At 66.4% G+C, this 14258-nt stretch carries 12 protein-coding genes; 3 read left to right on the top strand and 9 right to left on the bottom strand.

The features are described from left to right. Window positions 1–12 precede the first annotated feature (12 nt). From ACP156_RS04595 to ACP156_RS04575, 5 genes are all read right to left on the bottom strand, one after another. On the bottom strand, window positions 13–1692 hold the full coding sequence (locus tag ACP156_RS04595) for a TIGR01244 family sulfur transferase (RefSeq protein WP_425050123.1): 1680 nt from the start codon (window positions 1690–1692) through the stop codon (window positions 13–15). Between the two features lie 27 nt (window positions 1693–1719). Further along, window positions 1720–2604: an MBL fold metallo-hydrolase gene (locus ACP156_RS04590; RefSeq protein ID WP_425050122.1), complete on the bottom strand. Its 885-nt coding sequence runs from the start codon at window positions 2602–2604 to the stop codon at window positions 1720–1722. A 73-nt stretch (window positions 2605–2677) separates the two neighbouring features. After that, window positions 2678–2890, bottom strand: a complete 213-nt coding sequence (locus tag ACP156_RS04585; RefSeq protein WP_425050121.1) for a YgaP family membrane protein — start codon at window positions 2888–2890, stop codon at window positions 2678–2680. A gap of 302 nt (window positions 2891–3192) precedes the next feature. Beyond that, window positions 3193–4713, bottom strand: coding sequence for an aldehyde dehydrogenase (gene adh, locus ACP156_RS04580; RefSeq protein WP_425050120.1), 1521 nt, complete (start codon window positions 4711–4713; stop codon window positions 3193–3195). Window positions 4714–4848: 135 nt separating this feature from the next. After that, window positions 4849–5814, bottom strand: coding sequence for a helix-turn-helix domain-containing protein (locus ACP156_RS04575; protein ID WP_425050119.1), 966 nt, complete (start codon window positions 5812–5814; stop codon window positions 4849–4851). A 331-nt stretch (window positions 5815–6145) separates the two neighbouring features. Between ACP156_RS04575 and ACP156_RS04570 the strand changes: the two genes are divergently transcribed. Beyond that, a complete protein-coding gene (locus ACP156_RS04570) occupies window positions 6146–7894 on the top strand; it encodes an alpha-amylase family glycosyl hydrolase (RefSeq protein ID WP_425050118.1) in 1749 nt (582 codons plus the stop codon). 441 nt (window positions 7895–8335) lie between these two features. Further along, on the top strand, window positions 8336–9013 hold the full coding sequence (locus tag ACP156_RS04565; protein WP_425050117.1) for a hypothetical protein: 678 nt from the start codon (window positions 8336–8338) through the stop codon (window positions 9011–9013). A 94-nt stretch (window positions 9014–9107) separates the two neighbouring features. On the opposite strand, the gene ACP156_RS04560 is transcribed toward ACP156_RS04565, so the two are convergent. From ACP156_RS04560 to ACP156_RS04550, 3 genes are all read right to left on the bottom strand, one after another. Further along, complete coding sequence (locus ACP156_RS04560) at window positions 9108–10346, bottom strand: glycosyl transferase (protein ID WP_425050116.1); 1239 nt, start codon at window positions 10344–10346, stop codon at window positions 9108–9110. Window positions 10347–10364: 18 nt separating this feature from the next. Further along, window positions 10365–11141 carry an HAD-IIB family hydrolase gene (locus tag ACP156_RS04555; RefSeq protein ID WP_425050114.1) on the bottom strand — a complete coding sequence of 259 codons (777 nt, stop codon included), beginning with the start codon at window positions 11139–11141 and terminating at the stop codon, window positions 10365–10367. 143 nt (window positions 11142–11284) lie between these two features. Beyond that, window positions 11285–13363: a S8 family serine peptidase gene (locus ACP156_RS04550; RefSeq protein ID WP_425050113.1), complete on the bottom strand. Its 2079-nt coding sequence runs from the start codon at window positions 13361–13363 to the stop codon at window positions 11285–11287. Between the two features lie 226 nt (window positions 13364–13589). On the opposite strand from ACP156_RS04550, the gene ACP156_RS04545 reads away from it, so the two are divergent. Further along, complete coding sequence (locus ACP156_RS04545) at window positions 13590–13808, top strand: hypothetical protein (RefSeq protein WP_425050112.1); 219 nt, start codon at window positions 13590–13592, stop codon at window positions 13806–13808. A gap of 28 nt (window positions 13809–13836) precedes the next feature. Here the strand turns inward: ACP156_RS04545 and ACP156_RS04540 are convergent, their stop codons facing one another. Further along, window positions 13837–14184 carry a hypothetical protein gene (locus ACP156_RS04540; protein WP_425050111.1) on the bottom strand — a complete coding sequence of 116 codons (348 nt, stop codon included), beginning with the start codon at window positions 14182–14184 and terminating at the stop codon, window positions 13837–13839. Between the last annotated feature and the right edge of the window lie 74 nt (window positions 14185–14258).

Below are 14258 nucleotides of genomic sequence, written 5' to 3'. Positions count from 1 at the left end.
GGCCCGCCGCCCTCATTCGGCGGCGACCTTCAGCGGTTCAGGCTGCGCCATCCATTCCTTCCCGCGCAGCATCGCCTTCCAGTAGATCGGCGGCAGCAGGCGTTCCTTCAGGATCCAAGCCGTGCGGGTCGGCTTGGTGCCGTCCACAAGGAACTTGGGGAAGCTGGGCAGCAGCGTGCCGCCATAGCCGAATTCCGCCAGCACGATCTTGCCGCGCTCGACCGTCAGCGGGCACGAGCCGTAACCGTCGTACTGCGCCACCGCCGAACGGCCGTCGATGTCGGCGGCGATGTTCTCGGCCACCACGGGAGCCTGCTTGCGCGCCGCCGCCGCCGTCTTGGCGTTGGGGGCGTTCATCACGTCGCCGAGGCTCCAGATGTTGTCGAACGACTTGTGCCGCAGGGTGGACTGGTCGACATCGACCCAGCCCGCCGCGTCGGCCAGCGGCGACACGCGGATGAAGTCGGGCGCGGTCTGCGGCGGGCAGACGTGCATCATGTCGAAGTCCATCTCGACCGTGGTGGGGTCGGTGTCGGGCTTCTTGACCTCGAACACCGCCTTCTTCGCGGGGCCGTCCACGCTGATCAGGTTGTGGAAGAAGTTCAGCGACGCGCCGTATTTCTCGACGTATTTCTCAAGCGCGGGCACGTAATCCTTCACGCCGAACAGCACGCCGCCCGCGTTGTTAAACTGGATGTCGATGTTCTTCAGCACGCCCGAGCGGAACCAGTGATCGCCCGAAAGGTACATCGCCTTCTGCGGCGCGCCGGCGCATTTGATCGGCATCGGCGGCTGGGTGAAGATGGCGCGGCCGCTCTTGAGGCCCTGCACAAGCTTCCACGTGTAAGGCGCTAGATCGTAACGGTAATTCGACGTCACGCCATTGCGGCCCAGCGTCTCTTCCAGCCCCTCGACGCGAGCCCAGTCCAGCTTGAGCCCCGGCGTCACGACAAGGCGGTCGTATTTCACCACGCGGCAGCCGTCGAGGATGACGGCGTTGTTCTCGGGCTCGAAGGCGGCGACGGCGGCCTTGATCCAGTGGACGCCGCGCGGGATCAGGCTGCCCATCGTCTTGGCGGTGTCTTCCGGCTGGAAGATGCCGCCGCCGACCATGGTCCAGCCCGGCTGGTAATAGTGGATGTCGGCGGGGTCGATCAGCGCCACCTGAAGGTCGGGCTTGCGCGCCCGAAGGCTGGCCGCGACCGAGATGCCGCCGGCGCCAGCGCCCACGATCACCACGTCGAACTTCGCGTCGCCGGTGTCGGTCGGGGTCTTGCCGCCGTTGGCGATGCGCCGGGCCACGCCGTTCAGGTCATAGCCCGCAGCCTTGGCGGCCCCAAGGATCTGTGGCATCGGAACCTGTCCCGCCTCGCCCAGCGCCCAGAGGGTCGACGAGCGCATGCCGGACCGGCAGTAGGCGAAGACCGGGCCCGGCAGTTCGCGCATCGCCTCGGCGAAGGCGGCAGCATCGGCGTCGGTCACCTTGCCGGAGGTGACCGGCAAATAGCGGAAGGACAGCCCCGCCGCGGTGGCGGCGCGTTCGATCTCTTCGTGGGTCGGCTGGTCTGCACCCTCGCCGTCGGGGCGGTTGCAGATCACCGAGCGAAAGCCCGCGGCGGCCAGGCTGGCCAGATCGTCCTCCGCGATCTGGCCCGACACCGCAAGCTCTTCAGATAGGCGCTTGATTTGCATATATCTCCTCCTCCGGCAGCGACGGGCTTACAGCCCGTTCACCGGAACCTTCAGCATCGGGTTGCCATCCTTGTCGGTCGGCACCTCGCCCGCGCGCATGTTCACCTGTAGCGAGGGGATGATCAGCTTGGGCATGTCCAGCTGGGCATCGCGCTCGGTACGGAACTTGATGAACTCTTCGCGGGTCTTGCCCTGGCCGACGTGGATGTTGTTCGACTTTTCCTCGCCGACCGTGGTCTCCCACTGGATCTCGCGACCGCCGGGGGCGTAGTCGTGGCACATGAACAGCCGCATGTCGTCGGGCAGCGCCAGCACCTTCTGGATCGAGTCGTACAGCGTACCCGCGTCACCGCCGGGGAAGTCGGCACGGGCCGAACCGCCGTCGGGCATGAACAGGGTGTCGCCCACGAACGCGGCATCGCCGATGACATGCACCATGCAGGCGGGCGTGTGGCCCGGCGTGTACATGGCGAAGGCCTTCATGTTGCCGATGGTGTAGGTGTCGCCATCCTCGAACAGCTTGTCGAACTGGCTGCCGTCGCGCTGGAACTCGGTCCCTTCGTTGAAGATCTTGCCGAAGGTGTCCTGCACCACGAGGATTTTCGAGCCGACGCCGATCTTGCCGCCCAGCTTTTCCTGGATGTAGGGCGCGGCCGACAGGTGGTCGGCGTGGACGTGGGTCTCGATGATCCACTCCAGCTTGCAGCCCTTTTCCTTGATGCGGGCGATCAGCGCGTCGGCGTGGTCATAGGTGATGCGGCCGGCGGCATAGTCGATGTCCATCACGCTGTCGACGATCGCGCAGGCGTCCGAGCTCGGGTCGCTGACGATATAGCTGATGGTATTGGTGGCCTCGTCGAAGAAGGCTTCGACATCGGGTTTGACGGTCATGTCGACAGGATAGTCGGTCATTCTCGGATCCTCCTGGATGCGGGGCTTTCCGGCGTTTTTTTGGGCCGGAAGCGTTAAGGTCTGGATTACGGCGTCAGGTCCGGCAGGTGCGGATGCCGAAAATCGAGTAGATCGGGCAGACGCGGAAGGCCGCCACGACCAGCATGACGACGCCGACAACTGCGGCAAGCCATTTCAGCGCACCCGCCTCCATCGCGGGAAACCCGCTGAAGAATGCCAGCCAGAGAAGCACCACGCCAAGCACGGCGCGGACGACACGGTCGAGCGTTCCGACATTCACTTGCATCTTCCATCTCCATCATGCGGGCGGACCGTTCCGCCAGTCACATTCACATAGTGGAATGTTAATGAGATTTCCAGAGGCAGGTTTTCGGAAGATCGCGGCATGCTGCCGCATACCGTTGGCGGCTGGAACGGCACGGTGTGCGCGCCGGGGTATGTGTCCGGTTGCGCCGGGCCACTGTGTCACGCCGGGGCGCGACCGCGCCACCAAAAATGGCCCCCGCCGGATGCGGGGGCCATTGGAGGGAGCGCGCGGGCTTGAGGGGGAGGAAGACGGGCCCGCGCGCCCGTGCCGGTTTCTTCCGATCAGAAGAAGCCGAGCTTGTTCGGGTTGTAGCTGACCAGCATGTTCTTGGTCTGCTGGTAGTGGTCGAGCATCATCTTGTGGTTCTCGCGCCCGATGCCGGACTGCTTGTAGCCCCCGAAGGCCGCATGCGCCGGGTAGGCGTGGTAGTTGTTGACCCACACCCGGCCCGCTTCGATCGAGCGTCCGAAGCGGTAGGCGCGGGTCCCGTCGCGGGTCCACACGCCGGCGCCAAGCCCGTACATCGTGTCGTTGGCGATCGCGAGCGCCTCGGCCTCGTCCTTGAAGGTGGTGACAGAGACGACCGGGCCGAAGATCTCTTCCTGGAAGACGCGCATCTTGTTGTGGCCCTTCAGGATCGTCGGCTGGATGTAATAACCGTTTGACAGATCGCCGTTGAACCGCGCGGCGTCGCCGCCCACGAGGACCTCGGCCCCCTCTTCCACGCCGATGGTCAGGTAGGACATGATCTTGTCCTGCTGCTCGGCAGACGCCTGGGCGCCGACCATCGTCGCGGGATCGCGCGGGTCGCCCTGCTTGATGGCCTTCACGCGTTCGATGCAGCGGGCGATGAACTCTTCGTAGATGTCTTCCTGGATCAGCGCGCGCGACGGGCAGGTGCAGACCTCGCCCTGGTTGAAGGCGAACAGCACGAAGCCCTCGACCGCCTTGTCGAGAAAGGCGTCATCCTCGGCCATCACGTCCGAGAAGAAGATGTTCGGGCTTTTGCCGCCCAGTTCCAGCGTGACCGGGATCAGGTTCTTCGTCGCGGCCTTCATGATGATGCGACCGGTTTCGGTCGAGCCGGTGAAGGCGATCTTGGCGATGCGGTTCGATTCTGCCAGCGGGCCGCCGACCTCGGCGCCGAAGCCGTTGACGATGTTCAGCACGCCGTCGGGCAGCAGGTCGGCGATCACCTCGACCAGCACCATGATCGCGGCGGGGGTCTGTTCGGCGGGCTTGAGCACGATGCAGTTGCCGGCGGCCAGCGCGGGCGCAAGTTTCCACGCCGCCATCAGAACCGAGAAGTTCCAAGGGATGATCTGGCCCACGACGCCCAGCGGCTCGTGGAAGTGATAGGCCACGGTGTCGTGGTCGATCTCGGACATCGAGCCTTCCTGACCGCGCAGCACGCCCGCGAAGTAGCGGAAGTGATCGACCGACAGCGGGATGTCGGCGGCGGTGGTCTCGCGGATCGGCTTGCCGTTGTCCCAGGTCTCGGCGGTCGCGATCAGGTCGAGGTTCTCTTCGATCCGGTCGGCGATCTTCAAGAGCACGTTCGAGCGTTCGGCAGCCGAGGTCTTGCCCCAGACGTCCTTGGCGGCATGGGCGGCGTCCAGCGCCAGTTCCACGTCCTCGGCGGTCGAGCGGGCGACTTCACAGACCTTCGCGCCGGTGATCGGCGTGATGTTGTCGAAGTACTGGCCCTTGGCGGGCGCGACGAACTTGCCGCCGATGAAATTGTCGTAGCGGGCCTTGAAGGGCGACGCGTAGGTCTGCTGGACCTGGGTCATCTCGTTCATGGATGTCTCCTCCTGTGCGCCCGCTCCTCTGCAGGCGATGGAAGGAGATTGCGCAATCGCGGCGCGCAGGTCAGCCGGGGGAGAACGGCGGGCGCGGCGCACCTGTCTCAGGACTGAGACAGTCGGGGCCGGGTTTCAGCCGATCCCGAGCCGCTTCATGCGGCGGTACAGGGTGGCGCGGCCGACGCCGAGGGCGCGGGCGGCCTCGGACACGTTGCCGCCGGCGCGGGCCAGCGCCCGGTTCACCGCGGCGCGCTCGGCGCGTTCGAAGCCCGTTGCCTCGTCCTCGCGGCCCAGCAGGTCCGAGGCGGGGCGCGGCGCCAGCGGCCCGTGCGCTTCCAGCTCGAAACAGCGCCGGGCCTCGCGGGTGGCGCCGACGATGATGTCGTCGCTGTCGACCGCCAGCAGCACAGCGCCGCCGGTGTCGTCGCTGTCGGCCACAACGATGCGGGCGGCGGGGAAACTGGCGCGGAAGGTGTCGGTCTCGATCTGGCGGGCGGTCTGGGCGACCATCGCCTCGATCAGCCGGTTGAACGCCTCGGTCTGGTCGGCGCGGGCGGAACTGACGTCGAGCGCCGCCACGACCTTGCCGTCGGGCCCGTAAATCGGCGCGTCCATGCAGCTCATGCCGATGTTGCGCGCCATGTAGTGTTCGTCGCGGTGGATGGTCAGCTGGCGCACCTCGGCAAGGCAGGTGCCGATGCCGTTGGTGCCCTCGGCCGCCTCGCTCCAGTCGGCGCCCTGCATCAGGCCCCACGACCGGAACACGGCGGCGTCGGCGTCGCTGCAGCGCTGGTCGAGCACCACGCCGCCCGCGTCGGTCAGCAGCACGCCGCAGCCGGAATGGCCGATCAGGCCGAACAGCTGGTCAAGCTTGGGGGCGGCGATCTGGAGGAACCGCTCCATCGCCTCGCGCCGCAGCCGCAGGCCGCTTTCGTCGACCACGCCGGGGTCGTCGCGGCGCGCGGGGTCCAGCCCGTGCTTGGCGAAGGAGCGCTGCCACGACGCCGCCAGCCGCGAGCGCGCGGCGGCCCGGCCGGACCCGACCGACTGCAACACGCGGTCGATATGCTGGCTTTGGCCCCTGTTCTGGCCGGTCATGGGAACCTCCCCTTCTCCTCCGGTAATATTATTGCCTTCAGATAGGCGCGGACGCAACGGGTGCAATGCGGTGGGCGAGAGGTCGCCGGTGGCGGGCATCGGGGGCTCTGCCCCCGCCGCTGCGCGGCTCCCCCGAGGTATTTGGAAAGAGAAGAAGAAGGCCAGGGGCATCCGTGTTTTTGCGGATGGTGCCTTTTTCAGCGAATGCCGGGCAATTGACGCGGTTCCGGACGGACAACCTTGTTTTTTCCCCGGCAAGCGGCCTAAACCGGTAAAAATGCCCGCAAATCAGCCTGCTGACTTTCAAACAAGCCGGAGTCCGACCGGACAGATGTCGAAAACCGCCACATCGCTGCGTTCCCGCACTGCCGCCATCCTCGACCGCATTTACCCCGAGCAGGACACCCATGCCCTTGCCGGCAAGGTGATCGAGGCGTTCTGGCCGCCCGAGGCGACGCCTGCGCGGAAGCTGCCGCGGAAGGCGGGGAACTCGCTTTGGTCGCAGCGGGACGCGGTGATGATCACCTATGGCGACTCGATCATCGACGGGGTCCACAAGCCGCTCGACCTGCTGCTGGACTTCATGCTGAACCACCTGCAGGGCGCGGTGAACGGGGTGCATATCCTGCCGTTCTTCCCCTTCACCTCGGACGATGGCTTTGCGGTGACGGATTATCGCAAGGTGAACCCGGCGTTGGGCGAGTGGCAGGACATCAACCGGATCAGCCGGCACTTCCATTTGATGTCGGACCTCGTGTGCAACCACGTCTCGTCGCAGGGGACATGGTTCAACGCCTACCGGCAGGGGCAGGAGCCGTTCGACAAGTTCTTCTTCGAAGCCGATCCCGCCGACGACCTGTCGGACGTGGTGCGCCCGCGCACCACGCCGCTGTTGCAGGAGGTCGAGACGGCGATGGGCATCCGCCACGTGTGGTGTACCTTCAGCCACGACCAGATCGACCTGAACTTCGCCAACCCCGAGGTGCTGCTGGAAATCCTGCGGATCATCCGGCTGCATGTGGACATGGGCGTGCGGATCATCCGGCTGGATGCGGTGGCGTTTGTCTGGAAAGAGGTCGGCACAAAGTGCATCCACCTGCCCCAGACCCACGCGATCATCCAGCTGATGCGGCTTCTGGCGGATTATGCGTCCGAGCCGGTAATCCTGCTGACCGAGACCAACGTGCCCAAGGCCGAGAACCTGTCGTATTTCGGCAAGCGGAACGAGGCGCATTCGATCTACAACTTCCCGCTGCCGCCGCTGATCCTGTATTCGCTGCTGTCGGGCACCGCGAAGTACCTGGCCGCCTGGGCGCGCGCGATGCCGCCGGCGCCTTTGGGCTGCGCCTACCTGAACTTCTCGGCCTCGCACGACGGCGTCGGCATGCGGCCCGCCGAAGGTCTGCTGCCCGACGCGGAAATCGCCCGGATGATCCAGACGGTGCAATCCTCGGGCGGGCTGGTGTCGATGCGGGCGCTGCCCGATGGCGGCCAGTCGGTCTATGAACTGAACACGTCCTATTTCTCGGCGATGACCCGGACCTTCGAGGGCGAGGACGAGTACAAGATCGCCCGTTTCGTCTGTTCGCAGACCATCGTGATGTCGATGGAAGGCGTGCCCGCGTTCTACATCCACTCGCTGCTGGCGACGCCGAACGACCTTGAGGGCGTCGAGCGGCGCAGCATGAACCGGGCGATCAACCGGCACCGCTGGGATTACCCGACGCTGCGGGCGCGGATGGCCGACCCCGGGTCCGAGCAGGCGCGCATCCTGCCCGCTCTGGCCGAGCGCTTGCGCCTGCGGGCGCGCCAGCCCGCATTCCACCCGAACGCGACGCAGTTCACCCTGCCCCTCGACGCGCGCATCTTCGGCGTCTGGCGGCAGGCGCTGGACCGCACCCAGTCGATTTTCGCGCTGCACAACGTGTCGGCGGACACGGTCGAGATCCCGTCCTCGTCGCTGAACCTGATCGCCGACGAGGCCTGGGTCGATCTGCTGTCGGGGGAACGGGTGGAGCCGGAGACGGACACGATCACCCTTGCGCCCTACCAGTGCCGCTGGATCACCAACGCGTACTAGCCGGGTAGTTTCGGCCGCCCGAGCGGGGAAGACCGATTCCCGGGCCGCAGAGGCGGTATGACAATCTTTGTGAGTCGCAGGCACCGTCGCGGTGCGGGAAACAAGCCCGAAAATCGCGCATCACTCCACCTTAGAGAGAGTGGACCGAAACCTCGCCTGTTTGCCACCAGAGCCACGACACGCTCAACCGCATCCAATGCCCTGTTTTTGCCGCAATCTTCGGGGGATCGCGACGTAGCCCGGCAAGGGTGGCGACGCGCCATTTCCACCATAACGTGTGTTTCTTTGTGAAATAACGGCTTTTCATCTTCTCCGGCCCGACGCGCCAAATTCCAATTCAGGCGAAAATGCGTCGATTCATTGACCGAGTTCCGGCCCGGGTCTAACTCCAAGGACAACGAGTTACGATTTTTTCAATGGAGTTACGTTCCGATGCGAGTCATGAGCAAAACCTTGCTTGCCGCGGCGGTCGTGATTGCCGGATCCCTGCCGGCAGCGGCCACTACACTATTCTCGAACCCCTTCACCGGGGCGAAGGGCGGAAGCTGCGCGTTCGAGTGCCGCGACGCAATCGGCGCGGAGAACTTCAGCCTGACCGACAGTTCGCTGATCGAGTCGCTGTCCTTCGACGCCTACCTCAAGAATTCGGCCAACCCGTCCGGCATGACGGTCAGCTGGTCGCTGATGTCGGCTGACGGATCGAAGCCGGGCACCGTTCTGGCGTCGGGCACCTCTGCCCCTACCTACGCCAAACATGGCGAGGTGAAGAACAACTTCACCCACGTCACCTTCACGCTGGACATCATCGACACCCTGCTGGGCGCGGGCGACTACTGGCTGACGCTGGCGGTCGACACTCCGATGGCGCAACACGCCGTGTACTGGGCGCGCACCACCTCGGGCGACCTGATGAGCAGCCTGTCGAAAGACGGCGGCGATAGCTGGAAAGACCGTTATGCCCGCTCGTGGGGCGGGTTCGTGTTCTCGGTTGACGGCCAGTCGGGCGTCGAGCCCGCAGCCGCCGCCGCGGTGCCGCTGCCGGCCGCTCTGCCGATGCTGGGCCTGGGCGTGGGTGTCCTTGCCGCTGCCGGCGCGCGCCGCCGTCGCCGCAAAAGCTGAGCACGTCCCCCGCACGCGGGGCCCTGTCTGAAACAAGGAACGCGCCGCCTGTCCGGGCGGCGCGTTTCGTTTTGCCGGGTGTCGGTCGCGCGTCCTAGCCCTGGAACGGGATCGGCGCGAATTCCTCTTCGTCCGCCGCCGCCGCCGCCTTCATCTCGGCGATCAGGCCCGGATCGGCGGCATGCACACGGCTCCAGTTCGGGATGAACGGGGTCTCGTGCGGGTTTTCGAGGAAGATCTGCCCGGCGCGCATGATGTTCTCGGCGAACAGTTCGATCGTGCGCTCTTCCTTGTGGCGGTCGATGGTCAGGCCGTTCATCCGGGCATCGTTTGCATAGACCTCGACAAGGTCCAGCGCGCGGCGGAAATAGGTAGCCTTGAGCGTGCGGAAGATGTTCGGAGTGAACACCGTGCCCTCGGCGGCAAGCTTGCGGAACACCGCCTTGCAGATGTCGGTGGACATGCGGTTCAGGCCGCCTGCCGCGTCTTCTTCCGACACGTCCTGATGCTTGTGGTCGTAGGCGTCCGAGATTTCGACCTGGCAGACCGCGTTGCGGCCAAGGTTGCGCCACGCCTCGGACAGCACGCCGATCTCCAGCCCCCAGTCGGACGGGATGCGCAGGTCGGGCAGCATGGTGGTGCGCAGCGCGAATTCACCCGACAGCGGGTAGCGGAAGGCGCGCAGGTAATCGATGTAGTCGTTGTCGCCGATCACCTTCTTCAGCGCGATCAGCAGGGGCGAGACCAGCAGGCGGGAAACGCGGCCGTTCAGCTTGCCCTGCCCGATGCGGGGATAGAAGCCCTTGGACAGCTGGTAGCTGAAGTTCGGGTTCGCCACCGGGTAGACCAGACGCGCCAGCATCTCGGCCTCGTAGGTGACGATGTCGCAATCGTGGATCGCCATCACCGCGCTGTCAGCGCAGGCGATGAGATAGCCGATGCAGGACCAGACGTTCTTGCCCTTGCCCGGCTCTTGCGGCGCAAGCCCGAGATCGTCCAGCTTCGCGCCCAGCGCCTTCATCCGGGGGCTGTCGTTCCAGATCACCACGTGGTTCTGCGGCAGACGCGAGAAGTAGTCGCGGGCCATGCGGTACTGCTGCTCGTCGGCGCGGTCGAGGCCGATGATGATGCGGTGCAGGTAGCGGACCTTGGACAGCTCGTCGATGATGCCCGACAGCGCGGGCGCTTCGAGCTCGGAATACAGCGACGGCAGGATCAAAGAGATCTTGCGGGTCTGCGCGAAGGTCTCGAGTTCGTAGACCAGTTCCTCTACCGGACGTGTCCGGAGATTGTGGAATTGCGCGATGTTACCGTTCTGGTGAAAGTCAGCCATGTCCCAAAAGCCTTCCCGTCATCCTGTCGTTGCCCCGAGGTCTTGAAGTAGCGCCAGAACCGCCGCGTTCCAACCCGAGGGGCCGGTTTCGGCGGTGCGGCGGATGCGGTCGTTTTCCTCGCCCGCGAGCCGTGGCAGCGGCGTGCCATGGTCGTTGCGGACGATGACGCCGTGGGTCGCCTGTTCAAGCATTTCCACGTCGTTCGGCGCGTCGCCAAGGGCGATGGTGGTGTCGGCGCCAAGCCGGTCCGCCACCTCGCGCATCGCGTCGGCCTTGGTGCGGCCCAGCGACAGGGTCAGAAATCGGCCGCCGTGGCGTGCCGAGACCCCCTGCCCGTCCAGCGCGTCGAGGAAGCGGGCCAGCGCCGCGTCGTCGCCCGACCACACCCCCGGCTCGGAATGGCAGCGTTGCCGCGCCAGCGCCGCGCCCTCGGGCGGCAGGCCGGTGACGTCGGACACCTCGGCGTCGGTCATGTCGCCGAAGCCCCGGTAGTGCGCGCGCAGATCGGGCGGCACCGAGTCCAGCGCCGCGCGGATCTTGCGGTAGGCCGCATCGCCCGCGCCGTCTGCCCCCGGCTCTAGCACGCCCGCGCCGTTCTCGACGATCATCGGCGCATCGCCTAATCCCAGTTCGGCATGCAGCGGCGCCATCTCGGCCCCGGTCTTGGAACTGGCCAGCACCAGGGGCACGCCCGCCGCCTTCAGCGCCGCCAGCGCCTGTGCCGCGGGCGCGTGGGAATAGGTGTCATGATCCAGCAGCGTGCCGTCCAGATCGGTGAAGATGACCAGTCGCATCCGGTGTCCTTAACGGAGTTCGGCAACGGTCAGGTGACGGCGATGCGTCGGCCAGCCCGCGCCGGGCTTGCCGCCAGCATCGGGGAAAGCCGTGGGATTGGAAAGACATGCGGCGCGGATTTCTGCACCGCAGCGCCGAAGGGTCACACCGACTCGAGCGCCCGAAGCACGTCAACCAGCCCCGCCCCCTGATAGGCGCGCTCGCGGCCGAGATCGGTGGCCGAGCGGCAAAGGATGTCCTTGATCCGTTGCGGATGGCCGATGAACTCGGGGTGCCGCGCCATGATCATCGCCGCCGCGCCGCTGACGTGAGGCGCGGCCATGCTGGTGCCGGTGTCGACCTGAAGCGCCTGCCCCGGCGCGGGGGCGGTGATTTTCTCGCCCGGCGCCACGAGGTCGGGCTTCGCCCGCCCGTCCGCCGTGGGCCCCCGGCTGGAGAAATAGCTGACCCCATAGGTATGCGGCCGCTCGCGGTGGGTCGAGCCGACGGTGATCACCTTGTCGGCGTTGCCCGGATCCATGATCGAGCTGACCGCGTAGGCATCCACAAGCATCCCGCTGGCGCGCAGCGTGTTGAACCCGGTGTTGCCCGCCGCCGCGACAACCACCACGCCGCTGTCGACCAGTCGGTTCGCCTCGCGGCACACCGGCGTCTGGCCGCACCCGAAACTGCGCACCTGATGCCGGATCTGCAGGCTGAGGTTCGCACCATGTACGATCAGCCGGTCGCGGGTGCGGTTCAGCCACGCCACGAACTGCAGCGCCGCCATCACCAGAAACTCGTCCGACCGCCCCCTTTCGTCCGTGACGCGCAGATCGAAAAGCCGCATCTCGGGGCACATTCCCGACAGCGCGGCGGGCGGCCCGGCGCCATCGGGCAGCACGCCCGCCCCCAGATGCCCGGCAAGGATGCCCGCGACATGGGTGCCGTGGCCGTTGCCGGGCGGCACGTAGAACTCGGACGCCTGCGGCACCCGCAGCAGCGGCTCCAGCAGCGGCCAGTCCAGCGTCTCGCCCTGCTTGATCCGGCTCCGGATGCCGGTGTAATACCGGCGCGCCCGCTTCAGCCCCTCGGGCGAGCCGATCAGCGCCTGCAGCGCGCCGCAACTGGCCGGAGGCGCTGTCCCGTCGCCTTCGTCCCCCATGCCGAAGGCCACCGACAGCACGGCGTCGGGCAGGTCTGCGGGGCCATCGTCCTTCCCGGCCTCCAGCAGGTCGCGGGCAAGGATCATCTGCGACGGCGGCAGCAGCCGCTCCCAATCCTCGGTCAACAGCGCCAGCAGGCGGTTGAAGTCGTAGGTTGCCACCACGCGGCTGGCCTCTGGCCCCGCGCCGTCTCCGTTTGCGAAGGCCATGTGGCGGGCGTCGATGCCGCTGTCGATCACCGCCCATGTGACGCCCCGCGTCGAGACGCGGAACACGTTCTCGGCGGCGTCGATCTTCACCGTCCGGCGCGAGCCCGCCACCGCCATGTCGGTCGGGCGGCTCAGGTCGATGGACCAGACCGGCGCGCCCACCGCCGGGCCGCTGTTCTGCTGAAGCGTCTCAAGCCGGTCAAGCGCGGGGGTGTAGGTGTCGACCAGCGTGGCGAGGAAAGCGGTGACGGTCAGGTGAACCGCATCCGCCTGCGCCGGAGTCTGCGGCGGGCTGAGCGACGAGACCTGCAACAGCGCCTCGCACAGTTCCGCCACGACGGACCAGCGCCGGTCCTCGCGGCCATCGTGCAGCGCGTCCGCCTGCCGGATCACCACCCACGCCACAAGAAATCGCCACAGCGTCTTCATCGGAGACGCCGCCACGATCCCGCACAGCGCGCGATAACTTGGCGCCGTGGCCGCCCGTTCCACCGCAATGCGCCAGTCCCGCACCCCCTCTGGCGGCAGCGCACGGAACCAGTAGGTCGCGGGCAGCACCTTGCGGATCATGTCGTCCATGTTGGCGCGGACCAGCACGATCTCTCCGATGCCCAAAAGGCGCGGGCCGTCGCCGAAACCGGCCCTCAGCTTTCGCAAGGCATCCGCCGCCCGCATCCTGTTGTTCAGCTCGATCAGAAGGTTGCGCGGCGCGGCCGGGTCCTCGGCAAACATGCGCCAGACGGTCATCCGGATCGGCGTGTCGCTGAACAGTTCCTCGCTTTCCGTGGCGCCGAAGGTGATGAGAACATCCTCCAGCAACCGCAGGGCGCGCTCTTTAAGCGCGGCCGGGCTCCGGTCCTCGACCATGGTGCGTCATCCAAACAGACAATCGAAATATGCCCACAGCCTGCCACGATTTCGCTCAACTGTCGATTGTTTTGCGCGGTATTGAACAGCTTCAGAGGGACCAAAGTGGCGTCCGAGGCGCGATCACCCGCTTTTGCGGCGTGCCGCCAGAGCCGCCGCTTGCAATCCTCCTGCGCACCTGAGACGCTGTCTTACGCCACTCACCGAAGGCCAAGGGAGGCCCCCGATGAATACGCTCACACTCAAGCGCCGGCTTCAGTTAGTCTGCGCGCTGTTCCTGCATATTCCGCTTGTCGCCATCGTGGCTTACGCCATCTCTGCCGGGTTCTCGCAGCACCTTGCGATCCTCGGGGTGGCGCTGGTCTCGACGCTGGCCGCGACGATACTGGCGGTGCCCTATATCGGCCGCGCCATGGACGGCGCGCTTCCGACCCCGGCGGAGTGATCCTTAGCGGATCCAATCGGGTCCGCGGTCAGAAGAACAGGTAGAAGATCCAGCCCAGCAAAGCGGCCTTCGCCACGACGACCGCGACCACAAGGCCGCGGTTCTCCGGCGCGAACAGCGCATCCCAGAAGCCGGGCCGCGGCATCACCGCCTCTCCCCACAGCGAGGTTTCGATCGCACGCTGCACCCGCGCCGGTGGCCGCACCTCCGGCGCTTCGTCCTCGTCGCACAGGGTGACCAGCCTCTCGTTCCAGAACATCATCGCCATGCGCAGGTCCGGGTCGCTTTCGACCAGTCTCAGCGCACGGGTCCGCTCTTCGCCTTCCAGAAGGCCAAGCGCGAGTTCACCTGCGAGTGCTGTCTTCTCGTCTTCCAAGACGCTGGCCGCCTCCTGCGGATCTTATGCCGGCTGACACGAAGGCCAGAGTGCCGGAAACGACACCCCGGTTC

The organism is Psychromarinibacter sp. S121 (assembly GCF_049801035.1).
Lineage (GTDB): Bacteria > Pseudomonadota > Alphaproteobacteria > Rhodobacterales > Rhodobacteraceae > Psychromarinibacter.
This window is presented reverse-complemented; position numbering and strand designations above follow the sequence as displayed.